15 protein-coding genes are annotated in these 26,425 nt (G+C 45.3%); 10 read left to right on the top strand and 5 right to left on the bottom strand.

All coding sequences use genetic code 11. From position 1 onward, the window contains the following. Nucleotides 1–7 precede the first annotated feature (7 nt). From BWD42_RS07600 to BWD42_RS07580, 5 genes are all read right to left on the bottom strand, one after another. Entirely contained in the window at nucleotides 8–3,313 is a 3,306-nt protein-coding gene (locus BWD42_RS07600; RefSeq protein WP_077434668.1) for a SusC/RagA family TonB-linked outer membrane protein, read from the bottom strand. Nucleotides 3,314–3,370: 57 nt separating this feature from the next. After that, on the bottom strand, nucleotides 3,371–4,954 hold the full coding sequence (locus BWD42_RS07595) for a SusD/RagB family nutrient-binding outer membrane lipoprotein (RefSeq protein WP_077434666.1): 1,584 nt from the start codon (nucleotides 4,952–4,954) through the stop codon (nucleotides 3,371–3,373). A gap of 10 nt (nucleotides 4,955–4,964) precedes the next feature. After that, entirely contained in the window at nucleotides 4,965–8,303 is a 3,339-nt protein-coding gene (locus BWD42_RS07590; protein ID WP_077434664.1) for a SusC/RagA family TonB-linked outer membrane protein, read from the bottom strand. A gap of 3 nt (nucleotides 8,304–8,306) precedes the next feature. Next, nucleotides 8,307–9,560: an ROK family protein gene (locus tag BWD42_RS07585; protein WP_077434662.1), complete on the bottom strand. Its 1,254-nt coding sequence runs from the start codon at nucleotides 9,558–9,560 to the stop codon at nucleotides 8,307–8,309. Between the two features lie 116 nt (nucleotides 9,561–9,676). Beyond that, entirely contained in the window at nucleotides 9,677–10,954 is a 1,278-nt protein-coding gene (locus BWD42_RS07580; RefSeq protein WP_077434660.1) for a S41 family peptidase, read from the bottom strand. Between the two features lie 142 nt (nucleotides 10,955–11,096). On the opposite strand from BWD42_RS07580, the gene BWD42_RS24470 reads away from it, so the two are divergent. The 10 genes from BWD42_RS24470 to BWD42_RS07535 all read left to right on the top strand — a co-directional run bounded on the left by BWD42_RS24470 (nucleotide 11,097) and on the right by BWD42_RS07535 (nucleotide 26,423). Next, nucleotides 11,097–11,276, top strand: coding sequence for a hypothetical protein (locus BWD42_RS24470; protein ID WP_139351053.1), 180 nt, complete (start codon nucleotides 11,097–11,099; stop codon nucleotides 11,274–11,276). 57 nt (nucleotides 11,277–11,333) lie between these two features. Beyond that, nucleotides 11,334–11,756, top strand: a complete 423-nt coding sequence (locus BWD42_RS07575; RefSeq protein WP_139351052.1) for a hypothetical protein — start codon at nucleotides 11,334–11,336, stop codon at nucleotides 11,754–11,756. Between the two features lie 451 nt (nucleotides 11,757–12,207). Next, complete coding sequence (locus BWD42_RS07570) at nucleotides 12,208–15,309, top strand: SusC/RagA family TonB-linked outer membrane protein (protein ID WP_175991991.1); 3,102 nt, start codon at nucleotides 12,208–12,210, stop codon at nucleotides 15,307–15,309. Between the two features lie 22 nt (nucleotides 15,310–15,331). Continuing rightward, nucleotides 15,332–16,948, top strand: a complete 1,617-nt coding sequence (locus BWD42_RS07565) for a SusD/RagB family nutrient-binding outer membrane lipoprotein (RefSeq protein ID WP_077434654.1) — start codon at nucleotides 15,332–15,334, stop codon at nucleotides 16,946–16,948. 23 nt (nucleotides 16,949–16,971) lie between these two features. Beyond that, the gene (locus BWD42_RS07560) at nucleotides 16,972–18,120 is read left to right on the top strand and encodes a BT_3987 domain-containing protein (RefSeq protein WP_077434652.1); all 1,149 of its coding nucleotides are present in this window, start codon (nucleotides 16,972–16,974) and stop codon (nucleotides 18,118–18,120) included. Nucleotides 18,121–18,167: 47 nt separating this feature from the next. Next, nucleotides 18,168–19,172, top strand: coding sequence for a glycoside hydrolase family 18 (locus BWD42_RS07555; RefSeq protein ID WP_077434650.1), 1,005 nt, complete (start codon nucleotides 18,168–18,170; stop codon nucleotides 19,170–19,172). Between the two features lie 21 nt (nucleotides 19,173–19,193). Then, nucleotides 19,194–20,621, top strand: coding sequence for a BT_3987 domain-containing protein (locus BWD42_RS07550; RefSeq protein WP_077434648.1), 1,428 nt, complete (start codon nucleotides 19,194–19,196; stop codon nucleotides 20,619–20,621). A 159-nt stretch (nucleotides 20,622–20,780) separates the two neighbouring features. After that, complete coding sequence (locus BWD42_RS07545) at nucleotides 20,781–21,032, top strand: hypothetical protein (protein ID WP_077434646.1); 252 nt, start codon at nucleotides 20,781–20,783, stop codon at nucleotides 21,030–21,032. A 377-nt stretch (nucleotides 21,033–21,409) separates the two neighbouring features. Next, nucleotides 21,410–24,937 carry a SusC/RagA family TonB-linked outer membrane protein gene (locus BWD42_RS07540; protein WP_077434644.1) on the top strand — a complete coding sequence of 1,176 codons (3,528 nt, stop codon included), beginning with the start codon at nucleotides 21,410–21,412 and terminating at the stop codon, nucleotides 24,935–24,937. A gap of 13 nt (nucleotides 24,938–24,950) precedes the next feature. After that, entirely contained in the window at nucleotides 24,951–26,423 is a 1,473-nt protein-coding gene (locus BWD42_RS07535; protein ID WP_139351051.1) for a RagB/SusD family nutrient uptake outer membrane protein, read from the top strand. Nucleotides 26,424–26,425: the final 2 nt, after the last annotated feature.

Raw genomic sequence — 26,425 nt, 5'->3', positions numbered from 1 at the left:
AAATCAATTAAAATTTAACATCAAGACCCAATGTGAACGTTTTCATCACTGGATAGGAATCGTACATTTTTTGCTCCGGATCGTGGAATTCCTTCATCGGTGAAAAAACAAATAGATTCGTACCGTTTAAGAATACGTTGACGCTCTTCATTTTGATCTTTTCCATCATGGCCTGTGGTAGTGTATACGAAATATTCAAATCCCGTAATCGCATATAAGCTCCATTTCGGATCCAGAATGTTGAGGAGGTGGCACCCGATTCCTGCCAGTTATAGCCTACAGGTCTTGGGTATTTAGCATCCGTATTATCTGGGGTCCAGACATCCGAAGTCCAGATCGGGTAATAAGGTCTAAAGGTATCACCATGCTGGCGCATTCCTGCCCCTTCCTGATTGCTGATCACCCTATCATAAGCCAATACGCCCTGAAATAAAGCAGAGACATAGAAACCTTTCCAGCTGGCGTTAAATCCAAATCCATAGTTAATGCGAGGCGTATTATTCTCCGAAAGCAACTGCATATCATTGTCATCGATAATGCCATCAGGTTGGTCAGAATAATTTTGTCCACGGATATCTTTATACAGGATCATCCCCGGATAAGGATCGCGGCCATAAGTCTTAAATCCTTTTGCTTTCAATGCGTCTGCTTCGGCTTGTGTACGAACCAATCCCGAAGCTTCTAAACCAACAATCCGGTTTTCAGGGCGTCCTACTTTGGATCGAAAATTTTCTCTTCCTCCTGCTGCATAGGAAGGCTCCTCGTCAAAAATATCCCAGCGGTCTTTTGCATAACCCATATTCGCATTCAAACCGTAAGAAACTTCACCAACCCTGTCATTCCAGTTGAGTGAGAGCTCTCCCCCTCTAAAGCTTCGCGCCGCATAATTTTCTGGTGCCAATCCCCTGCCATAGTTATCAGGAACCTTAATCCCCCTCGTTCCGAGAATATCGCTTTCCTTTCGGATAAAGCCATCCAAACTACCCGTCAGTTTATTGTGAACAAACCCAAAGTCTATCCCTACGTTATAACTCTTTGATTTCGTCCAGGTAAGGTTTGTGGTCGGGTTATCAAGGTAGGTTACCCCAGTGTAATAGCTATCGCCAAAAATATATCCCGGCACCGGTGTTCTGCTTCCTGTTCGCGAAGTGATGATCGAGCTATATTTCTCCATATACGAATAGGGTAATATCGAATAGCCTTCCACATCCACAAAGTTGCCCGAACTTCCATACGATGCCCGTAGTTTTAGATCACTGACCGTATTTTTGATGGAGGAAAAGAAGTTCTCGTCCGACATGCGCCAACCCAGGGACATCGAAGGGAAAAATCCCCAGCGCTTGTCATTTGGGAATAAAGGCGAGCCATCGTAACGGAATGAAAACTCAGCAATATACTTATCCGCATAGTTATAGTTCGCCCGACCGATTACTCCGCGTCTTGCGTCCATTAATTCAAAAGCATCTGTTGATCGCATGCTCCTATCTGTCGGATAGATATACATCTGATCCAATGGGATAATAGGATTTTCTGCACGTGATGTAATGTTGGTGTTGCCCGATTTAAATTGCTCATAAACAACCAGACCATCCACTGTATGTTTGCCAAACTTACGGTTGTAGTTTAGAAACCAATCCACCTGGTATTGCCATTTTCGCTGTGGATTGTAATCCATAAAAGGTTGTGCCTGACTAAAGGTAAATACGTTTATCCGATCTTCAGAAGGTGGGGCTGGTATAAAACGGTTTCCATTAGGATTCAGCGAAGTAAATGTATAGTTCTTTTGGAAACTCATATAGCGTTTGCGCATATAGTCTTCTGCTACATAACTACCCACCAATTTTGTAGAAAGTCCCTCTAACAGTTTATCTAATTTTAAATTAAGCGTCATGATCGGATTTACCTGACGTACTTTACGATCGATATACCGGTCACCGATGACCTGATCGATCACATTCCAGGCCTGCCAGCTTCCCATCGGTGTTTGAACAGGATAAGCTGTTGGAGTATTGCTTGGCGTCCCATCCGCGGTCAGGTAAAACGGATACATCTTGGGCCAGTTGAAAGTAACCCTATAAAAATCCGAAACATCAAAATCATCGTCACTGGCGGATGTACTGAATGGCCAGAAGAACCTATTGGAATTCGTTTGATTGGCCGAGATATTAAAATCTAGGCTAAATGCATCACTGATCTTCGCGGAAATATTGCTACGGAGGTTAAATTTTTCGTGATCCAGCGATTTATAAGATCCATTTTCTTTCCGGTAGCTCAATAAGGCATAGTAGGTAATCTTGTCGCCACCACCGTTGACAGCAATAGACTGCCTATGGCTGAAAGGATTTCGCCAAATGACATCATTGGTGTTATAATTTTTGTCTTTAAAATAGTCAAATTCGCGTTGTCCATTTGGAGCCACCCACGGTTCGCTTTTCTTTCCCTGTTCCCAACGGAATTGGGAAACTCGATTCTGATAAATTAGTTCATCCGTAGCGGTAGTCAGATTGGCCAATAAAGTCTGTGTTGGTGCACTGAAAGAGTAATTACTCTGCACATTGAATACCGGAGCCTGGGCAGTCCCTTTTTTTGTCGTCACCAGTACAACGCCATTACCTGCCCGCGTACCATATACGGCAGCCGTTCCGGCATCTTTCAAGAAACTCATCTGATCGACTTCATTTGCTTCCAATGCATCAAAAGCTGCTTTATCACGCACCACACCATCAATCACATAAAGCGGTTCTACAGCAGCTCCACGGATACGAAGGGAAGAGGAAGCTCCCGCCATCCCTGAGGTATTGGTCACATTTACCCCTGCTGCCCTTCCCGCCAAAGTATTGGACAAATTGGATGGCGAGATATTTTTCAGTTGTTCAGAGTTTACCGCTGCGACAGCCCCGGTTAGATTTCCCTTTTTCTGTTTGCCATAGCCCACGATAACGACCTCTTCTAACGACTCCGTATTGCTCATCATCGTCACAGCAATCGTTCCGCCACTTACCGCGACCTCTTGCCGCGCATAACCCTGATAATTGACAACCAGAAAATCGCCCTGTTTGGCGCGAATGGAAAAGCTACCATTGGCATCTGTCGCTGCCTGAATCGTACTACCTTTTACGGTAATCGTAGCGCCAGCGAGCGGCTCGCCTTTTTCATTCTTTACACTACCCGAAATCTGCTGCTGTTCGACATGAAAATAGCTCAATTTCGATTTCAAATTGCTCGCAAATAAATTAGGCGACGAGCATAAAAGACTAAGACCTAAAAGACTTAATGGTCTCGCTTTCCAGTAAAAAAGATAATTCTTTTTCATAATTAAAATGGAGGTGTTTAGATAATAGTTTACAAACAATTATGATAGACAGGAGCTTTAATTAATATCCCAGAAAAGCTTTACATTCGGATTATCCTGCGCTTTTACGGCTGCATAATTTTCTGCATTATAGGTTGCTTCCGACTGGGGGAGGGTCAGCTTAAATGGTACCGTCTTTTGTTTGTCCGAACTGAATGTGGGGATGGTAAATTTGGGATAATCCAGCCGCCGTTGTTCTGCCCAGTTCTGTGGCGCCTGATAGAAGTTGAAATGCAGCCAGCGCTGGGTTGCAATCAGCTGAATCTTGTTGGAGGCACCATCCCAGTCTACTGCTGCAATAAAAGCGCTTATTTCAGCAAGGCTTGGTGTTGCTGCTTTTGCAATGGTATTATCGTCACTTTTATCACTGATACTGCTATAAAAAGCAACAGACTCTTTCAGCGCGGTTTCAAAAGCAGATTTCGCCTTGCTGGGATTGCCTTGCTTGTTGAAATACTCTGCCAGTAGAAAATTGACTTCCGAGGCCGAAACAAGCAATCCGGGAAGGAACTTATTGCGCGATATTGTATGCCGATGTACAAAACTGGGTGTTGAACCTTGTATCACTGCAGTCTGCTGAACCGCAGTGAGCGACTGATCCAGTCCGATATAGGCTTTATTTGCCTTTTCTCCCGTTTCAAAGAGCAGCTGACGCCGTGGGTCCTTGGTCCGGTTCATCTCGTCGATCATCGGCTTGCTGGCAAAATTGGCATACCAGGTACCGCCTGCTTCCAAGGCTCCCTGAAGATCCTCGGATTTAATGTCGGAGCTGACATTGAATACATCCAGCTGGGCATTGTCGCTATTGGTCAGAATAAGCGGGTATTTGGTGGAGTTATTCAGCATTTCGGCAAGCTCCGAGGTGGCACGGGTAGAAAATTGTGGATGATCAGACACGCGCATTAACATCCGCAAGCGCAATGAATTGCAGTATTTTTGCCACAATGCCAGATCGCCATTGTTGATCAGGTCCTGTGTTTTAAAGATGCCAGCAAAATTGGCCGGTACCGTCAGTCCATCCATGGCCTCACTGATCGTTTTTAGATCATCCAGCATGCTGCTGTAAATGTCCGTCGCTTTGTCATATTTGGCATAGGAAGCAGCATAATTGCCGGAATTGGCCATCAGGCTGCCAGCTGCCGTCCAGGGAATATCGCCCACTAGGTCTACCATCTGCTGGGTCTGATCATAAAAAAGAATCCTGGCGGCATAATCCATCGTTTTTTTCAGCTGCTTATCTTCCTCGCTCATAGCGTTGTAGCGGCGGATGAATTCTTTGTATTGCACCAGGCCTCCATAATATTTGTTCCAGCGTTCTTCAACAGCCGCCGACCCTGGGGTCAGCTGATCCTGCTGGTTGACCGAACCGAGATTCTGGATGTATAAATTGATGGTTGTCCGGTTGGTCACAAAAAATGCGCCGTAGGAGGGTGTAATTAATGAGCGAAATTCATATATCATCCCCGTGAACTGTTTTTCCGTCGTTGTTTCGGACACTTTTCCGGGATTTCTGTAATTGTCTGCAAAGGATTCTTTTTTACAGGATATGATCGTAGGCAGTGAAGCGGTCAAAAGGCTTCCGATTAAAATAAATCTTTTCATGTTTGTTGTATTAAAAGCTGGCACGCAGCATAAGACCATAGGTTCTGGTTGCAGGGGATGTTCCTGCATTGGAAACATTGTTGATCCAGTTGTCTCCGGCTGTCATCTGCTCTGGATCCAGGTCCTTGACCGACCGGTAGACAAAAAACAGGTTGCGGCCGAAAGCGGACAACTGCAGGTTTTTGGCTTTTAACCTGGCGGCCACAGCAGCAGGCAGACGGTACCCAAAGGAAATCTCACGCATTTTTACATAGTTGTTTTTTTGCACATACAGCTCATATCGGGACTGCGAGTATTGTGGCCCACCCCAGTTATAGGTTTTGTCATAATAGGTCGCCTGTGAGATAATATTGCTGTTTTTGCTGCCATCTGCAAGCACGCCGTCCATCAGCATGCCGTCGTGGTAGACGGTCTCACCATTGGGGCCTGTCGTCCCGGTGGTGGCGATACCGATTGTGTTTCCAGCACCGTCTTTGGTCTGGTAATAGCTAAGTCCGCCATGGGCGGCATCCATATGGTTTAGGCTTTCTTCGAGCAGCCCCCTGCTGATCATCCAGTTGATTCCCGTGGGCATGACACTGCCACCGAGCCTGAAATCAACCAGTACATCCAGGCTAAAATTTCTGTAGGTGAAATTATTGACGAAACCGCCCACAGCTTTGGGCATGGCATTGCCGGCTTTGATCCAGGAATTGCCGTCCAGCTGATAGAGGCCGTTGGCACCGACCCGTTTGTAGCCCTGTTCGTCCCTAAGGACGGGGCGTACCATAATATCACCTATGGGCTGACCAACGCGGGCCAGAACCTGTGCCGCACCACCGTCATAGTCCCGCAAGGTCAGACTTTCGGCATTGCCGGGCAATTCCTGAATGATATTTTTATTCATCGAAAAATTCAGGGTCGAAGACCATTTAAAATGTTCCCCCTGAATGGGTAGACCATTGATGGCAAATTCCCAGCCCGAGTTGTGCAGCTTACCTAGATTGGTGAGAACATTTCCGGACCCGGAGCTGATCGGAAGGGTGTACCGCATAATCTGGTTTTTGATCACACTGTTGTAATAGGTGATATCCACACCCAAGCGACCTTTGAATAGCCGGGTTTCGAGACCAAATTCGACCTCATTTTTGGTTTCGGGCTGGATACCCTCATAGCCAAAATCTGTTGTTGGCACAGTGGTATAAACGACCGAAGGGCCTCCTGCGGATTGTACACCCAGGGTTTTCTGATTGTAGAATAAGGCACTTTGATAAATATCAGGATAACGTCCGACAATACCCCAGGAGGCGCGAAGTTTGGCATAGTTGAAAATCTCCGGTAATTTAAAGGCATCCGAAAGGATCAGACTCGAGTTGGCCGAAGGGTAGTAGAGGACATTCTGATCGGGATGCATGGTGGAGATCACTTCACGGCGCAGTGTACCCTCGACATTCCAGAATTCTTTGAGATTAAAATTCAGGGTACCAAAGAAGGCGTCGCGGAGGGAATAATTTCGGTAGTTGTAACGATCACTTCGAATCGGCAGGTTATAGGAGGCATTGACATCATACCAGTTGCGCTCCGCCAGTCCGCCATCGGTCTGGTTCTGCACATAGACGTCCTGCGAACGTGTGGCCGTATAGCCGCCCACGATACCAATTTTGACGTTGGGATTCAGCTGCTTGTTGTAGGTCGCCAACAGATCCGTATAATAGATGTTCGCGTTTTGATTGCCCAGGGAGAAAAAACCGGAATAACCAAAAACCACCGGTTTTTCATTCGGTTGCCGGTCTTCTGTCCGCAGTGCGGTAATATCTGCGGATACGCGGGCACGCAGGGAAAGCTCGTTGTTGACGAGCCAGGTTGCGGTATAGGATCCGATTAATCGATTGGCGTATTCATCGTATTGTTTTGCCCGGGCATTCCAGAAATATTCCAATACATCGCCACGGTAGCCATTGTAACGGATATTTTCTTTCGGTGTCAGACTTTGTGCACCGGCACCCTCCAGCACATATTTGTACCCCAGACTGGTCTGGTACTTATCAAAATACCATTCCGGATTGTCAAAGGTGGAAATCATTCCCGCAAAATTGTTGACCAGCCGGTCGGTCAGTAAGGGCCTATTGTGGGTATGCTGATTGACGAAATTGATCACAACATCATTTTTGAATTTTTTCCAGAGGTTAAAGTTGGCATTCAGGTTGGCGATATTTTTCTTGTTGTAGGAATCCAGTCCCGTCATCTGATTGTCCTGTCGGGTCAGCGAAAAACGGATGGTGGAATTTTCGGTACTATTTCCGATCGCGAGATTGAAAATACTGTTATTGGGATTGTTGAAAAACTTCTGATAGGCATTCTGTGCAGAATACGGGCGTACCTGGCCATTCCATGCGATGATGTCTTTTCCATCGAAAAGGGGACCAAAATTGAGCTGGGTATTCATCATACCCCTACTGACACCATTGACGGGCGTTTCATTGTAAAAAAACAGGTCATCTGCCTGCTTGTCGTCCTGATAAGCCTTCGAATAGCCTAATCCCCTGACCTGTTGAAAACGGGGCAGGTAGGCGATGCGGTCATGGGTATAGGTGGCATTGAAATCGAGGGTAAAACCGGCGCCTGCCTTGCCCGATTTGGTGGTTACCAGTACCACGCCGTTCATCGCCTCGGAACCATATAAAGCCGCCGCAGATGCACCTTTCAGGACACTGATGCTCGCAATGTCCTCGGGGTTCAGGTCCTCCAGCCCATTGCCCCGCGCTCGTGAATCCTGCCAGTAACCGGCATTGTTAAATGTGGTGGTACGCAGGGGGACACCATCGATAATAATCAGGGGCTGGGAGGTTCCCGTAATGGAGTTGATACCACGGATGTTGATATTGATTCCCGACGTTGCTCCTCCGGGTGCCGCCGAGATCCGCACCCCCGGTGCCTTGCCATACAGTGCGCCAGCGAAATTGGGTGAACCGGTTTTGGTCAGGTCCTTAGCATCTACGGTGTTCATGGCATAGCCTAATTCTTTGGGCGAGTGTTTGATGCCCATGGCAGTGACAACCACTTCACCGAGAGTAGCGGCATCTTCCGTCAGGATAACATTCATTTTTCCGCTTGGATCGACCGGAAGTTCCAGAGGCTTATGGCCGATGATGGATAACCGCAATATGTCGCCCTTAGCGGCTTGAATCGTAAAAGATCCATCGGGACCCGATTTGGTACCCCTGTTGCTGCCTTTGACCGTAATACTGACGCCCGCAAGCGGGCCTTTGGCATCCGAAACGATGCCTCCGATTTGCTGCGCATAGAGGCTTGTCACACTGAAAAGTGTGCATATCGCCATTCCAGCTGCTTTCTTGTAAAATAGACTCATAAATTAAGTATTTGTGTTACATGTTTGTTGAAGTATACCCGGTATCAATTTTTCAATGACCAGTGCGGTCGTGCCAAGCTGCTGCGCTTTTTTATGTAGACCCGAAATTTCAACCTGGGTCTTCTGAGCCAGCTTGGGAATACAATGTTCGTTGATGGCGGCCTGGATATGGGGGAGTAAGAGGTAACCGACTTCGGCTCCCCGGCCGCTGATTACAATTTTTTGTGGATTGAGAATATGGATCAAAATGGCGATACCTTTGCCAAGCAGATAGGCGATCTTGCCGATATGATGAATGGCCAATCGGTCTCCGAGCTGTGCCGCGACAACCAGCGCATCCCCTTTATTTCTGTATTCATTCCGAAGTTTGGTATACATGGACGAGGCTCCATTGGCAATGGCTTCTTCCATATTCCGTATGGCAGCAGACAAGGAGGCTTCCATTTCCAGGCAGCCCATTTTTCCACAGGAACAAAATACCGAACCCTCAGTGAGGGGGATATGGCTGAATTCACCAGCAAATCCGGAAACACCCGTAAATAGTTCATCCTGTACTAAAATCCCGAGGCCGACGCCCCAATTTACATTGATCACCAGCGCACTGCCAAAGCCGCCAGCGCTGCCGATTTTTAATTCAGCACGGGTTACACAGCGCGAGTCGTTGTCGATCACCGTGGGTACATTAAATTTGGATTGGATATTGTCTTTCAGGTTGTATAACGCTGTGTTGCTGGAATAAGACTCATTCAGCCCTGACGCGGTGTTGACAAAGCCCGGCATGCTGATACCGATCCCAAGTAGATCGTGTGGGTTGATCTGATGAACGGTGATAAAATTCTCCAGGGCCAGCATGATTTCTTCTGCTGCCGACCTATCCTGCAGATCAATCGCGATATGATCTTCGCAAAGAACCGTCTCAGCACTGAGATTGGACAGGGCAATGCCCATGTAAAACTGGTCAATGGTCAGGCTCACCACCTGCTGTTTTAAGGCGGGATTCAATCGATATTGCATCGCTTTTCTTCCACCCGTGGAAGCTGCATATCCCTGTTCGATAATGATGTTGTTATCCCTCAATTTCTTGATCTGCTTGCTAACAGATGGAATACTCCAGGACAATTTATTGGCAATACACAATATGGATAACATCGGTTCGTAATAGAGCATGGTTAAAATCGCTGCCGTCATCTCGTCTTTGGTTTTTGAATGTTGGAAACCCGTTGTTCTATTTTTGGCTACAGCTGTTAGGTGTGGCATAAAACTTCTTTTACCTAGAAGACGGTTGAACCGGACAATTGTCCCGAACTTTTTTGTTGCGTAGAGATAAATGCCCCGTGATTCCTCTGACCGGGGCGGTAACGGAAGCTGCTGGTTTATTCCCGGTTTTTTAATTGATAATGCCGCTTGATTATCGGGATGTATTGGATCTGTTGTTGCATCCGCTTGTCAGACAGTTGGGAATTGGACGGATTGGCAGCTTTTGCTGATGATCCTGCAATTGCTTTGCCTTGAATAGCATTTAGGGCCGCTCGGATATAACTGTCCTGATTGCTTCCCGCAGGGGAATCTCTGTCGGGGTTTATGCCGATATCCGGTGGTATGCCTTCGAAATAATCGGACCAGCCATCGGCATTACGCAGCAGAAAGCTGGCTAGGTAAACTTGATAGGTATCGATAGTGATGGCAAAGAAGCCCAGGGGTTTGCCATAAGTGGTCTGACCGATGAGCCGAATGGGCAGATAAGGTTTGAAACAGCTGATCAAGAGCTCGCTTGCCGAAGCTGTTTGTCCATTGACCAAAAAGAACAATTTCTTAATTGTTTTTAATGGACCAATCTTATTAAATCTGGTCGTATTGCCGGCTTCGGAGAAATCTATATCTGCCAATGTCGCCTGTCGGCCCTGATAGGTTTTCGTTTTACCATCGCTGTCAAAATAAGGCTGATGGCGCAAGATCGTTGCTTTCCCGGCCTGCAATAGGGGGTTATAGCGTTCTGAATACATCACCTTTCCGCTCAGCTCCGCAGGTGCAATGAGGTTTGCCAGATAGGCTACTGTTTCGACATAACCACCATGATTATTCCGTAGATCGATAATCAGGTTTTCTACCGTCCGGTTAGCAAAATTAGCAAAAAGCTTATCCAGGTCTTCCTGCATATCCTGTAGGAGCCCAAAGGAAGTAATGGCAAGATAGGCGGTTTTATTTTTATCCATTTCCAGCTGTTGCGTGGGGGCTTTGGTGGGAATTGCCGAACCGAGCGCTGCAGTATGCTGCGTGAAGGTATTTGCGGCTTCGAGAAAGGAATAACGGGGTGCTTCGCCATAGATGGGGCGCTCATAGGCGAGCCCCGCCGGATTTAATTTATACTGAGTGATATCAAAAAGTTCTTTTTGATAGGCCGCAATTTCGGAAGGAATGGAAGCATAGCGCTGTCGTGGATTGAAACTGGCGTAGTCGGGCAAAGCCTCCTGCCAGTAATAGATCTGCTTGGCATACAGGTAGAGCGAATCCAGCGTGAGTTCCCGTCGTGTACCGGTACGCGGTGATACATCGGGCTCATCTGCGTCTTCTTTCTTGCAGGCAATGACCGAAATGGCGATAAGCAAAATAAGCATTAATCCCTGTTTTTTTTTGAACGGTTCAAATACCATAGCGATCTATTTTTAATGTGCTGATATAAGGCCAAGACGGACAAAGCGTCTTATTGTCCCGAAAAAAATAAAAAAAACCGGGACAATTTTGATGTTTGGCCGTCTTGTTATGCATATGCGTTAAAATCAATTGTGAATACATATGAAAATAATAATGAATGGATTTTATGCTTTGTCATTAGTTGTGACGCTGTTCATAGTAAGCTATAGTTGCCGGAAAGAGCCGGCTGATATGGCTGCGGGACCGGAGGCTGAAATTAATCCGGGGGTCATTGCACTGGTCAAACAGGCAAAAGCCTGGCATGGAGACAATCTTCATTAACAACAAGGTGGATGTCAATAAAACCAAAAGAAATATGTCTTCTTGATGTTTCTATTGATGGCAACAGTGACATGTGGTATTTGTCAGGATAAGGCGAAAGATACGGTCCTGATTACCGGTTTTGTGAAAGCGGTTTTCGGCTCAAAAACCAAATCCGCAGTGCTGGCAAAAAAATATATCATCTTACCGCCAGTGCTAAATTCACGCTATTCAGATGCCGAGCGTTTAAAGATATTTGATCGGCATGTGCAGAAAATCCGAAAAGAGAAAATGACGACGGTGGATACAGCAGATATGCAGGTCGTTGCCTACCGAGAGTATTGCGGTGAAAAAGTGAACTTTCCGGCGAGTGCCCAACATGAGATTTATATCCTGATCAGTAAGCAAAAGCCGCGATGCTATTTCCTTGTGATGGCGGGCAAGATACGGGCCTTCGATTACATTGAAAAAGGCGGGGGAGGGTTGTTTATAACGTATTGATATTTTACGCCCAAAGCGGAGCCGATACAGTACTGCATTTTTCAAAAATTCCTTACCGGAATATTTATATGCTCAAAGATGACGAAGCCCGGAAAGAACTGGCCCCCCTTTTACGATCAGAAAGGATTCTATGATTTGGCATTAGGTGGTAATCTGGTGCCAATCGTATTTTTTTTCGGGACAATCCGACAACTCAACCGTCATGTCTTCATAAATACTATAAACTAAAACCATTTATGCACATCATATCTACCTTTCCGGCTAATGCTTGTTTGTTGACATTAACTCCGGTAATTATTCTCTCAACTACGCTCACATTGGAGCAATGGAGATTAAACAGATCAAATAATTCAGCTTTTAACACACATTTAAACCCTCTAAAATCATGCAATTAAAGGCTTCAACTGCCCAAGACAATTTACATTTATGCAGTAGTTCCAAACGGAGACCAATGAAAAAACTGCCATTGGTATTGCTTGCTCTAGCCGGCCTGCAAACACAAGGCCATGTCGCAATTGGTATGGAAAAAAATACCCATATAGCAAAGCCTCCTTCAAGTCAGGCCGAAAGCATTTCAGGAACCATCCGGGATACCAAAGGCGATCCCATTGTGGGAGCTACAATTATAGTCAAAGGATCCGCTGTACAGACGGCCAGTGATGCAAATGGCCAATTTACGATCAAAGCAAAACCGGGGGATACTTTAATCATTAGTTATGTCAGCTATCTGCGAAAGGAAATCACGATCGCTGCAGGACAGGACCGCATCGCAGTAACGATGCAGGAAAATGCACAGTCACTTGATCAGGTGGTTGTCACAGCCTTGGGCCTCAAACGGGCAGAACGTGCTCTCAACTACAATGTCCAGATCGTCAAAAATGAGGAATTGGTACGTGTCAAGGATGCTAACTTTGTCAACAGCCTAGCGGGCAAGATTGCTGGTGTCACGATCAATTCGAGTTCCACAGGAATCGGTGGCGCAGCGAGGGTTATTATGCGGGGCGCCAAATCAATCAAGGGTGACAATAATGCGCTCTATGTGATCGACGGTGTTATTGCAATGAACTCTACGAGCGGTTCCAATGAACCCGCAGGGAAAATAGGAGATATTTATTCAGCTAACACCGGCTCAGAGATTATGTCCACCATCAATCCGGAGGATATTGAGAGCATTTCGGCACTGACCGGTGCAGCAGCTTCTGCCCTCTATGGCAGTTTAGGACAGAATGGTGTGATCTTAATTACCACCAAATCGGGGAACAAGAATAATAAAACAACACTGAGTGCCTACAATAACAGTATGTTTTTTAATCCACTTGTGATGCCTGAATTTCAAAATACCTATGGAACAACGGATGATGGAAGTTTCTTTAGTTGGGGCAACAAATTGGCTACGTCATCAACCTATAAACCACGTGATTTTTTTCAAACAGGAAACAATACCACTTTTGGGCTGAATTTCTCTACCGGAACGGAAAAGAATCAAACCTATATCTCGGCCGCACAGGTTAGTGGTAATGGTATCATCCCCAATAACAAGTTAAAACGTTATAATGTATCTTTTCGCAATACAGCGAAATTTCTGAACGATAAAATGACATCGGATGTCAATATCCGCTATAGTTCGCAACACGAACAGAATATGATCGCCCAGGGGCTCTACCATAATCCTTTGGTGCCAATTTACCTCTTTCCTCCCGGAAGCAATATAGAGGCCTTTAAAGTATACGAGCGTTATGACCTATCACGCAATTATCCAACGCAGTACTGGCCCAATATCGGGGATCAATTCCGTACCGAAAATCCATGGTGGATAATCAATCGTGAGTCGTATGAAAATTTCAACAAAAGGTTACTGATGTCATTCACCCTTAACTATGATGTAACAGACTGGCTCAAAATAACCGGACGTGCAAATATGGATCGGGTAGATGGAAAAAATAGTTTTAAACGTTACGCCAGTACTGACAACCTTTTCGCAGGATATGGTGGCAGTTTTGGAATCACCAACAATACAGCACAGAAACTCTATGCGGATTTGATGGCCAATATCAAGAAAAACTTTGGCGATTTTACACTGACGGCGAATCTCGGTGGGCAGCGTACAGAAGACCGAATGGAATCTTTGAGTGCTGGTGGTGACATAGACAGAGGATCACCACCTAATATTTTTACAACAGACAATGTCGCCGGAAACGGTGGTGTGGGCGCGGGAGCCGGAATCGCCAGGCAACCTGACCGTAACAGTTTCCAGTCCCTCTATGGCCTAACCAGTCTATCCTATAAAAACATGCTCTTTCTCGATGCTTCCTATCGGACGGACTGGTATTCCCAACTCTATTTTAATCCACAATCTAAGCTCTACCTGACCTATCCGGCATTTGGTACTTCGGCGATTGTTACCGATCTGTTTAATGTCAAATCGCCAATTTTATCTTATGCGAAAGTTCGGGCCAACTACGCTGAAGTAGGCAAACCACCCGAGCGATATGATGGCGGGCCGCAGGTGTTCTTACTTAATGTGGGCAATATTGATCAGAACTCGCCGCTGCATTATCCTCTGCAACCAGAACGAACAAAATCCTGGGAACTGGGAACAAATCTTAAATTCTGGAACAATAAGATTAATTTGGATATCACGCTTTACACAACAAAAACCCTTAATCAAATCTTTACCGTCCGCCAGTCTGCCTCCAGTGGTGGTAACAGTTCATTCCTGATCAATGCAGGCCGAGTAGACAATAAGGGGATCGAAGCTAATCTGGGTCATGATGGCACAATAGGTCCGGTCCGCTGGATCAGCAATATTGTCTATACACTCAACCGAACTAGAGTCAACGAACTCTTTAACACCAAGGACGCCAATGGAAATGCAGTATCCGTGCCTTATCTCGATGTGGCCGGTGGTGGCAGCTATCTACAGCGTCTGAGTGTAGGCAGCACATTAAGTCCGATCTATACTACTTCCCACCTCATGTTGGATCAAAATGGTTATGTGAACTTGCCCTTGGCAGTTGATGGCTCAAAACAACTTTTTGTTGGAAACTCCGATCCGAAGTATACCGTTGGCTGGAACAATAGTTTCAACTACAAAAGCTTTAGTCTCAATTTTCAATTATTTGCCCGTGTGGGAGGTGTAGGTATCTCTGCCACCCAAGCCATGATGGATGCCTATGGGGTATCAAAGACAAGCGCAGACGCCCGTGATATTGGGGAAGTAACCGTCAATGGACAACCCTATACGGATGTGCAGAAATCCTATAGTCTAATGGGGAGTGGACTGGAAGGGGTACTGAGCAATTATGTTTATAGTGCGACGAATGTTCGCCTACGCGAGCTATCCTTTGGATACAGCTTCCCTGGAAAAATGTTTGGAAATACCATCAAAAACCTCAAGTTGGCTGTAACAGGCAATAACCTTTGGATGATCTACAACAAAGCCCCTTTTGATCCCGAAAGCACAGCCTCATCGGGGACTTATTATCAGGGATTCGATTATTTCCGTCAACCCAGTTTACGCGGCTTCGGCTTTAGTATCAATGCTCAATTTTAAAAATCGACAAAAACTCTAGAATATGAATCAAAAAAAATACATCGATCGGCGCTGGTTTGTTCTACTGCTCCTGCCCCTATGCCTTTTTTCCTGTACAAAAAATTTTAAGGATTACAATACCAATCCCAATGCCCTGCCGATTGAATTTATCAACAGGGACAATGTTTATCTGGGCGGATTCTTTAAAAAAATGCAGGAAAGCGTTCTGGCTGTGGGTGGAACGGGAACAAATGCTGCCAATGCTTATCAGCGGATAAACAATCTCTGTGGTGATATTTATGGTGGCTATCATGGCATGACCCACAACTGGAATGCCGCAGGTGATCAAACCACTTATAACTTTACTGCTGTATCCTGGAATGGTGTTGCGTTCAATTCTTTTTATACGGATATTGTCCGCAACAGCGATACCATCAATAAGTATGCGGTTAATAATCCCGATGTAAAGGCATTGGCCAAGATTATCAAAGTGGAGGCCGCCCACCGGATTGTGGACATGTACGGTCCTATTCCATATTTTAAGACAGGCACTACCCTCGGGACCTTCGGTTCACCCTACGATCCCATGGATGTCATCTATTATTCCTTTTTTAAAGATCTGGACACGGCAGTGACCACATTGAAACAGTATGCCGCATTGGGCGCAAAACCCATGGCCAACTTTGATGCTGTTTATGGTGGTGATTACAGGCTCTGGATCAAATTTGCTAACTCTCTCAAACTCAGATTAGCCATGCGGATAGCCTATGTCGATCCGGATAAAGCAAAACAATACGCGGAAGAAGCTGTCAATAACGAATTTGGCATTATCACCGAAAACAGTGCCAATGCAGTAATCGGCGGAAGCGGGAACATTAAATACAGAAATCCGCTTGACATCCTGAGCAACGCCTACGACGAAACCCGCATGAGTGCCAATATGGAATCTTTTCTCAAAGGTTACAAGGATCCGCGCTTAGCACTTTGGTTTGAAGCAGCAACAATTGCCGGCGATACTGTGAGTACCTACCGGGGAATACGAAATGGCAATATCATCGCAGATGGATCGAAATACATTCCGTTTTCCAAACTAAAAACTGATTTTCAATTAACCTGGCTTTCGGCTTCAGAAGTCTATTTTTTGCGAGCTGAGGGTGCACTGCGCGGTTGGAACATGGGGGGGGCTGCACAACAACTCTATGAATCTGGTGTAACCAAATCTTTTGAACAATGGGGAGCGAGTGGAGCTACCGCCTATCTCGCCAATTCGTCCAACACACCGACGGAATACAGTGATCCCATTAACAGTGACAATAATGTTGCCGCTACCAGTGGCCTGCTTAGCACAATGACAATCAAATGGAATGATGCTGACAATTTTGAGAAAAAGCTGGAACGTATCCTTACACAAAAATGGATCGCGGTCTATCCAAATGGACAGGAAGCCTGGAGTGAATACAGACGTACCGGCTATCCTAAATTATTTGGCATAAAACGGAACCAAGGAAATGATGGTCGATTATCCGAAGCCTACCCGATCAAACGGCTCCCCTATCCAGCTAGTGAATATATCCAAAACGCGGTCAATGTGACCAAAGGGGTACAACTCCTCGGCGGGACTGACCTCGGCGGTACCAAGTTATGGTGGGATAAAAAATAATAGAAATACATAAGCTTAAAGAAATGATGAAACAATATAATAATCGAAGGGTCCTTTTAATTATCGCCTTGGCACTATCTGTAATGGGCTGCAACAGAGACACCGACTTCATTAATCAAGTATATATCACTCAGGCTGTTTCCTCTCAGATTGTGCCCGTGCATGTAGAGGAAGGAAAGGGCTCCATCAACATTAGCGCTTCAGCCGCGCTTGCAGTGGGTGCTAATGAACAGGTGAATATCGAAGCACTGGATGCGTCCTACCTCGAACGGTATAATTCCACTAATCATACCAGTTATAGTCTGCTGTCAGATTCGGCTTTTAAATTTTCAGCTGGAAATATGAATATCAGCTCAGGTACAGCCCTATCCAACACTATCGAAGTTAAAATTGACATCAACAAATGGAAATCACACCGTCCGGGCAGATTATATGCCATTCCGGTTCGCATCAAGCAGGTCGGTAATGGTATAAAACCTATTCCCGGTCAGGATTTTGCATTATTGACACTGGAATCCATCATTAAACAACAATCGGCACAATTTACACTATCCAATAAAAACTATGTAGAGGGATTTGAGGTCGATCCAAAAACATTTACGAATCCAGAGACAAACGCTTTTTACGAAAACTTTACGGTTGAAGGCCGCTTCATGTGCGCCGGTGTGTTTGATGGCAATGAAGCTGGCTATATGTGGCAGAACGTCTTATTTGCCTATCAGGGAGCCTACTTCCACTTTAACTCCTCCGGCAGTCTGCAACCTACCAGTGGTCCAGTCGATGCACTGATACCCCTATTGAGCATTAATAGATGGTACCATTTTGCATTGGTACACAAATCGGGCACACTAACCTACTATATCGACGGCAAGCCGTTGTTAACCAGTGCTTATACAGCAGCAGTCGGCGGAGCCGATTTTGGACATACTTCTGGCACAGCCAAGTTAACACTGGCTGAATATCGGATCTGGCGAACCGCACGTAGTACCTCGCAAATCCGGAGCTTTATGTGTGCCGCAGACCCAACCGATCCTGACCTGATAGCCTACTGGCCTTTGAATACAACAGACCCTAAACTTATCGTGAAGGATATCAGTGGGCATGGTAATGATCTAAAAATAATAAGTCCATTTAATATTTTACCAGTAGAAGGAAAATGCCCGGGGGAATAAGGGGCGGGGGACATTAACGTAATCCAAAATTTTAAAATGATAAGATCATGATACATAAAATCATATATACAATAAGTGCACTATTTATTTTACTAGCTCTCACAAGCTGTTCCAAACAGACCGAACCATTAACATTCAAAGAACTACAACCCTTTGTTGGCAGTGAGGCCTACTACGAAGCGCTCCGCACCTATAAAAAAAGTGACCATGCAATCTGTTTTGGCTATTGGGGCCGCAGTGGTGCCAATACACTAGGCCCGGATATGGCCTATCGTTTTGAAGGCCTACCCGACAGCATGGATCTGGTGAGCCTATGGGGTGGGATACCCAAAGGATCCGCCTGGGAAGAAATGCAGATGGTTCGGAAAAAAAAGGGAACAAAATTCGTGTGGTGTATGTTTGGCTCTGGTACAGAAAAACTTTTGCGCAAAAATTTCCCCGAATTAGCCAAAAAAGACCTCATGTTGGCCATTGATAGCCTCGTTATTTCTATGAAAGACACCATAGAAAAATATCAAATTGATGGTTTTGATCTCGATTATGAGCCTGGTTATGGTGATAACAGTATTTTCGGGGATGAAGGGCAATCAGGAGAAACCACGGATGATGCTCATACCCAGCGCTTATTTGCAGGATTATCCAAATATCTTGGTCCAAAGTCCAATACAGATAAGATCTTAATGATTGATGGCCAGACTGATCTCGGCATAGCACCCTATATTAATTATTTTGCGCAACAATCTTATAAACAAAACACGAATGCAGCATTACAGTATCGCTTCGACACATTTGCCGTAGGTACGATGCCCTCCAAAAAATTTATCGTTTTAGAAAATATGCAGGAACTCGGACGAACTGGACGGAGTTTTATGCGTGATAGCCAAGACGTCGGGAGTGTACTCGGCATGGCATACTGGAATCCAAAAGAAGGAAGAAAAGGGGGCTTCGGCGCTTACATTATTGAAACGGATGCACCACCAGATGGCACAGGACAGACTTTTCCAACCTTGCGGAAAGGCATCCAGATCCAGAACCCTGCACCTAAAAATTGATATTCTCAACTGATGTAAATTATGAAACTACATTTTAAAGCATTATATATGCCGATACTTTTATATAGTACTGGCCTATTTTTCCTAACAGCCTGCAAGAAAGAAAAAACAAATGAACTAGAGGAACTGACCGTATATAACTCACCGGGATCCGTAGCCTATAATATACAGTTAGGGCGGTCCATTACGGTATTCCGCAATACAATACTTTCGGAACCTAAAGCGGTGGCATTTCCGGTCATGTTGACAAGGAGCTATAGCCGGGATATCCAGGTTACAGCTTCCATTGATACGACATGGATAAAAGAATATGACAAAATGCTCAATTTGTCCATGCCCTCACCAGCATTGCCCGCTGAAGCCTTCAAACTGATCAATGATAAAGTTACCATAAAAGCGGGAGAAACAAGTTCAACAGACTCGTTGACCGTCAAATTTGTTAAATCCATAGGTTTAAAACCCGGTGATAACACCTATGTTGTACCTGTTGTATTACAGACGGCCGACAATAATATTCCTGTAAGTGCCAGAAGACAAGTTATGTATGTCACTGTGCCAATTATATCAGTTGCCACGAGCATTTCGATAAATAATAGCAATATAACAGACATTACCCTCGAAAATATTAATGGCGTAACGACAGGAACTGACCTGATCCAAATACAGAGTACATTAAATACCAAAATTAAGACTCCTACAACAGTAACCGTAAAGGATGACAACGCCCTGATTGAAGCCTACAATAAAAAAAACGGAACTAGCTATCAGGCCTTTCCATTGGGATCCTATCAATTCGTCAATGCCACGGCTACCATACAAGCCGGACAAAATTCTGCTGATATCAGTTTAAGATTAACGAACCTCAAAGCTTTTGATCCAGCAAAAGAGTATTTGCTTCCGATCTCAGCTGTAGAGGACAACAATATGCAGAACCCGTTTGTTGATCCAAGCCGTCAAACTGTTTATATCCATGTCAAAATTAAGATCAACCAAATCGACCCGGCCAACAGCGGCCTTATGGGAAATATTGTAGACCGTGCAGGCTGGAAAGTCACTGTAAGTGGACAATATAATGACATGGGAGCTAACAATGTTATCGATGGAAATAATTATACAGCTTGGGACTCAAATGGTAAATTGCCCGCTTGGCTAATACTTGATATGGGAGAGTCAACAACACTAAAAGGGTTTTCTATCATTCCCAATTATGTATACAAGAGTGATGACTTTACGAATATAGAAGTACTTAGCAGTGATAATGGGCTTACATGGAAAATCATCGGTTGGTATGTGGGTACCAAAACCTCAGCAACGTCCTCAGCCGAACAACCCGATATCAAAACAATCAAGTTCACTGAAACGCAGACTGCCCGTTACTTTAAGTTCAACATTACGAAATCGTCCGATGGTAGTTACACCGGAATGAGCGAATTGAATGCGATAGAATAGTATCCTTTTGCCTAACAACTAAGAGACTGTCAGAAACGCAGTCTCTTAGTTTACACAGCTAGAATTATATCGAAGAAGTGAAGCCTCAAGTTGACAGCCGCCTCATAAATCCATTAATTTTATCAGATTATTACATAAAAAAGGAGAGTAGTAATCTACTTGCTCCCCGTCTTACACAAGATTAATTATGGAAATGAGGCCTGGCTCAAACGGCGGCGGTCCTATTCCCTGCTGACGTTAAATAGTACCGGTGGTTGGGACACCTTGGCGCCGGTATACAGCGGAGCCGATACGGTACTGCATTTTTCAAAAATCCCTTACCGGAATATTTACCTGCTCAAAGATAACGACGCTCGGAAAGAACTTGAGCGCCCCTTTACGATCAGAAAAGATACTATGATCTGGTATTAAATTATTTTTCACTTTTTTCGGGACAAAGAGGTTCCTTGACCGTCTTGTCAAATAACCCAGCGGTGGGACTCATATGTTTAGTTTAGTGATACCATCTGGCTCCTGTGCCAGGTGGTTTTTTATTTTTTTATTTTTTTCGGGACAAATCGAAGAGTTGACCGTCTTTAGATTAAAATAACTTTTCATAATAAATGTTTTTCATAGGTTAGTGTGAGGCCGCTGCGAATTCCCCGTTCGCGCGGCTTTCTTATTTTATTTTTTTAGGGACAAATGGCGGACTCGGCCGTCTTGTATCATATTGCCATCACAAGCGTAAAGCTGCGATCGCTGAAAAACAACAAATTAGCATAAATCACAAACCCAATTACTTAACATGTATGACTAGATTTTTATTTCAGAAAGGGTTGGTTTTCGGTAAGGAAGACGCTCATCAGCGTCAGTTGCTGATTCCCCTGAAGCTGATGGTTTCCTTGTCTGCAGCCTTGTGGCTGACTGTACCAACAGCGCAGGCGAGCCCAGGAACAGCCACGGCACATGAGTCAAAACTGCGTATCGCCCTGGTTAGATCAGCCACAGATTCCATTGGAATGATTCCTGAACTTCAGAAGCCCATCAGCGGATACATCAGGGATGCCAATGGCAAAGGGCTTGCCGGTGCTACCGTTAGCGTAAAAGGCAAGAAGCAGGTGGTACAGACCGATGAAAAAGGCCGATTTACGATCGATGCCGCCAGTGATGCCCGCTTGACAATCCGTAGTGTGGGCTATGTCGATCAGGAAGTTGCTGTGGACGGAAAAAACGAACTGGCCATTGTACTTCAAACGAAGGAGAATCAGCTGGAGGTCGTGGATGTGGTCTCTACAGGATACCAGAATGTGGATCGGAAGTTGTTTACAGGAGCAACATCCAAGATCAATGCAAAGGATGCCGAGCGCGCTGGGGTACCCGATCTTTCCCGTATGCTCGAAGGACAGGCTGCGGGGGTTTCGGTACAGAATGTTTCGGGTACTTTTGGTGCCGCACCAAAGATTCGGGTCCGGGGAGCGACCTCACTAACGGGAGATAATAAACCGCTTTGGGTCATCGATGGTGTGATCCTGGATGAAGCGGTCAATATTTCCAATGAAGCATTATCAACAGGCGATGCCAACACATTGCTCGGTTCGTCTGTTGCGGGGTTGAATCCCGATGATATTGAATCCATTACGGTATTAAAGGATGCCGCAGCGACGGCATTATATGGCGCTGCAGCGATGAATGGCGTAGTGGTGGTGAATACCAAAAAAGGACGGAATACCGACGGTGTCGTCAATTTCAACTATACCGGAAATTTCACATCTTATATCAAACCCAATTACAATCAATTTGATATCATGAACTCCGCCGAGCAGATGCAGTTGATCATTGATATGGAAAATAAGGGTTATCTCAATCACTCACAGGTATCCCGCGAAGCTACGGGCGGTGTCTTCAGTAAGATGTACAACCTGATGTACGAATATAATCCGAAAACGGACAGCTATGCGCTACGCAATGATGCCCCTTCACGCTATCAGTTTCTGGAACGTTATGCCAATGCCAATACCAATTGGTTCGACCTGCTGTTTCGGCAGTCCATTGCCCAAGATCATTCCCTGAGCATGGCAACGGGAACAGCCAAATCACAGACCTATGCTTCGACTAGTTTTATGAATGATCCGGGGTATACACTTGGGAATAAAGCAAAGCGTTTTACGGCCAATATCAGAAATAATTATAAAGTGAATGAGCGTTTGAGCACTGAGTTTATCTTTCAGAGTAATATCCGTGACCAGCGCACCCCGGGTACGTTAAATCGCATGTCGGATGCAGTCAGCGGAAGCTACTCCCGTGATTTTGATATTAATCCCTATTCGTACGCACTCAATACGAGCCGCCTGATTACGGCTTTTGACGAAAAGGGAAATCGGGAATTTTTTACGCGCGAACATGCACCCTTCAATATCCTGAATGAACTCGATAACAATTATATCCGGCTCAAGATTATGGATATTAAGGTACAGGCCGGAATTAGCTATAAAATACTGCCTTCACTGACCTATTCGGCTAACGGGATGTACCGCTACTATAATTCGGAGCGGCAGCATTTTATAACAGAGAACGCCAATCTGGCCAAATCCTATCGTTCTAATGCGGATCAGGTAATCAATGAAAACAATCGCTTTTTGTATAAAGATCCTGATTTCCCGAATCACGACAAATATGTGATCCTGCCCACCGGCGGTTTTTTTAACCTGGCCAACAACAACATGGTCAGTTATTACATGCGTCACAACCTGGAGTATAATCAAAAGTGGAATGACCATAGCTTAAATCTCTTTGCCACTTATGAACTGCAGTATGCAGACAAGCAGAATCATGATTTTACGGGGCCTGGCATCGAGTATAATACCGGGAATCTTGTGATGCCTACCTATCGATTTTATAAGAAGGCCATAGAGGGTGGCGATCCGCTGTTTGATATGACATATCTGTATGATCGAAAATTGGCTTATGCGTTTCGCGGTGCCTACAATTATAAAAACAGGTACTCCTTTAATTTTACCACTAGGTATGATGGTTCCAACCGGATGGGACATTCCAATGTCGCGCGTTGGCTGCCCACTTGGAATGTTTCCGGTGCCTGGGATATCAGCCAGGAAAACTTTTTCAATAAAGACAATAAATTGCTGTCTTCGGCCCGGCTGCGGGCGACCTACGGCTTGACCGCCAATATGGGGAATGCATCAAATTCCTCTGCGCTGTTCTACAATGCCGTGACCTACCGCCCAGTGGAATCTGAAAAAGAATCAAAGATCAATCTGAGCGGTGTCGAAAATTCTGAATTGACCTGGGAGAAGATGTATGAACTGAACATAGGGGCAGATTTAAGTTTTCTGAAAAACCGGATCGACCTGAATGTGGATTATTACCGACGCAAAAACTTTGATCTCATCGGTGTGGTGCGTACCTCGGGAATTGGTGGTGAATTTGAAAAAATGGCCAATTATGCCGATATGAAAGGGCATGGATTGGATATACAGCTGGGCGGGTATCCCTTTAAAGATTCCGAGGGAGTCACCTGGCGGACGCAATTTACCTTGGGTTTCAACAAGACCAAGATTACAAAAATGGACGTCACCCGTAATATCTGGAACCTGATCGCCGCCGAAGGCGGGGCCCGGCTCGGTGGCCCGCATCGGGGATTATACTCCCTGGATTTCGATCAGCTCAATAACAAATACGGATTCCCGACCTTCATCGGTACGGACGGCACACGAGGCGAGACCTATTTTTGGCTGCAGGATGATAAGACCGAATTTCTGAAATATGAGGGGCCGGTAGATCCTACGGTGGCTGGCGGCTATTATAACCGGATAGACTACAAAAATTTTAGTCTTTCCTTCCTCTTGAAGTTTGCGCTGGGCAACAAAGTGCGGCTCCAGCCAACCTATTCCGCCTCCTACCTGGATATGTATAATGTATCTAAGGACATGATCAATCGTTATCTTTACCATGGGGATGAATTTCTGACCGTGATTCCATCCGCTTTGGATCCCATGACGGCACAAAAAGAAGTGATCGATTCAAAAGGCGAGACCCGTGCGGCATCTTATGCCTATAATGCGTACAACTATTCGACAGAACGTGTTGCCAAGGGCGACTATTTACGGCTCTCGCAGATCTCGCTGGGGTATAGTTTGCCAAAAGAATGGGTGTCGAAGATTAAATTCAGGACGGCACAATTTAATCTGGTGGCCAACAATCTCTGGTTAATCTATGCGGACAAGAAATTAAATGGTGTTGACCCCGAGTTTTACAGCAATGGCGGAGTTGCCTTGCCTGTACCGAAACAGGTAACCCTGTCCGTCAAGTTGGGATTCTAAAACAATTAAAATTATGAAATTTAAAAAACTGAATTATATACTGCTGGCGAGCACCTGTTTACTCAGTGGTTGTAGCAAATATCTTGATAAAGAACCCGATCTACGCGCATCGATCAATGATGTCGATAAGGTCAAACGTTTGGTTACATCCGCCTATCCAGCCAACAACTATCTGGAGATGGCCGAAATGTATTCCGATAATGTGGAGGATAAGGGCGTGGGCGAGCTGCTGGAACCGGTACCCTCCCTGTATAAATGGGAAGATATTATTGAAAAAAAAGATGATACACCGACCGCTTATTGGAATGCCTGTTATAGCGCTATTGCCGCTGCCAACCATGCGCTGGATGCCATTGAAAAACACGATTTTGATGAGACAGTATTAGTCTATAAAGGCGAAGCGCTTGTCGCACGGGCCTATGCGCATTTTATGCTCGTCAGTTTTTTTGCCAAGGTCTATGATACGCAGCAGGGAGCCGCCAATGATTCACCGGGGGTCCCTTATGTGACTGCGGTCGAAACCAAGGTGATCGTCCCTTATGAAAGGGGAACGGTACAGGCCGTATACGAGCAGATCCAACAGGATCTGGAAGAAGGGCTTGCCCTACTGGAGGCCAATAAGGGAGACTGGAAAGCACCAAAATATCATTTTACCCCAGCTGCAGCCCATGCCTTTGCCGCCCGTTTCTATTTGTTCAAAGGCGACTGGAAACAGGTCGTCGATCATGCAAATAAGGTCTTTCCTGAGGGAAATTTCGCAGGAAAATTAATGCCTTTTAATTCCAAGTTTAAGGACACGGAGAAAAAAATTGTGCTTGAAAACTTTGCCCGGGCCGAGCAGCCCTATAACCTGCTCGTGGGTGAGACAAGCAGTGCTTATGCCCGTTTATACAAAAGCAGGTACGGGATGGGGACAGATGTCCATAGGGACATCTACAATGCGACGACAGCTGCCGGCGCACGCTTTTATAATTTTAATTTAACTTATGGGCCACCACATTATACGACCTATTTATGGAACGAGTTTTTCTACCTGACCAATGCTGCCGCCAATACAGGCTATGCCATGCTGATGGTGCCGATGTTGACCACAGATGAAGTCCTGTTGAACCGGGCAGAGGCTTATGCGGAACTAGGAAATACCACAGCCAGTATCGCCGATTTAGATTTGTTTGCAAGTAACCGTATAGAAGGATACGATTCCGATCGGCATGCCGTGACGGTGAACAAATCAAAAAAATTCTTTCAGGTGACCGATGAGAAAGAAGCGCTGATCCAGACCATACTCCAGTTTAAACAGATTGGATTTATGTCCATGGGCCTGCGTTGGTTTGATATTATCCGGAGAAAAATTACCGTGAAACACAATCTCATAGCCAATAATGACGAGGAGACAATTGTAGAGCTCAAACCCGAAGATCCGCGTCGGGTATTCCAGATCCCACAGGAAACAAAACTGTCAGGCGTTGAACCTAATCCAAGATAAAT

This window comes from Sphingobacterium sp. CZ-UAM (assembly GCF_002000245.1).
Classification (GTDB): domain Bacteria; phylum Bacteroidota; class Bacteroidia; order Sphingobacteriales; family Sphingobacteriaceae; genus Sphingobacterium.
The sequence above is the reverse complement of the archived record's forward strand: the minus strand, read 5'-3'. Positions and strand labels throughout refer to the sequence as shown.

What these genes read in the sequence shown, in the direction of transcription:
- BWD42_RS07560 (WP_077434652.1), top strand. Translation starts at nt 16,972, where the DNA reads ATGATGAAACAATATAATAATCGAAGGGTCCTTTTAATTATCGCCTTG.
- BWD42_RS07540 (WP_077434644.1), top strand. Translation starts at nt 21,410, where the DNA reads ATGACTAGATTTTTATTTCAGAAAGGGTTGGTTTTCGGTAAGGAAGAC.
- BWD42_RS07585 (WP_077434662.1), bottom strand. Translation starts at nt 9,560, where the DNA reads ATGCCACACCTAACAGCTGTAGCCAAAAATAGAACAACGGGTTTCCAA.
- BWD42_RS07570 (WP_175991991.1), top strand. Translation starts at nt 12,208, where the DNA reads ATGAAAAAACTGCCATTGGTATTGCTTGCTCTAGCCGGCCTGCAAACA.
- BWD42_RS07550 (WP_077434648.1), top strand. Translation starts at nt 19,194, where the DNA reads ATGAAACTACATTTTAAAGCATTATATATGCCGATACTTTTATATAGT.
- BWD42_RS07535 (WP_139351051.1), top strand. Translation starts at nt 24,951, where the DNA reads ATGAAATTTAAAAAACTGAATTATATACTGCTGGCGAGCACCTGTTTA.
- BWD42_RS24470 (WP_139351053.1), top strand. Translation starts at nt 11,097, where the DNA reads ATGAAAATAATAATGAATGGATTTTATGCTTTGTCATTAGTTGTGACG.
- BWD42_RS07595 (WP_077434666.1), bottom strand. Translation starts at nt 4,954, where the DNA reads ATGAAAAGATTTATTTTAATCGGAAGCCTTTTGACCGCTTCACTGCCT.
- BWD42_RS07565 (WP_077434654.1), top strand. Translation starts at nt 15,332, where the DNA reads ATGAATCAAAAAAAATACATCGATCGGCGCTGGTTTGTTCTACTGCTC.
- BWD42_RS07555 (WP_077434650.1), top strand. Translation starts at nt 18,168, where the DNA reads ATGATACATAAAATCATATATACAATAAGTGCACTATTTATTTTACTA.
- BWD42_RS07590 (WP_077434664.1), bottom strand. Translation starts at nt 8,303, where the DNA reads ATGAGTCTATTTTACAAGAAAGCAGCTGGAATGGCGATATGCACACTT.
- BWD42_RS07600 (WP_077434668.1), bottom strand. Translation starts at nt 3,313, where the DNA reads ATGAAAAAGAATTATCTTTTTTACTGGAAAGCGAGACCATTAAGTCTT.
- BWD42_RS07575 (WP_139351052.1), top strand. Translation starts at nt 11,334, where the DNA reads ATGGCAACAGTGACATGTGGTATTTGTCAGGATAAGGCGAAAGATACG.
- BWD42_RS07580 (WP_077434660.1), bottom strand. Translation starts at nt 10,954, where the DNA reads ATGGTATTTGAACCGTTCAAAAAAAAACAGGGATTAATGCTTATTTTG.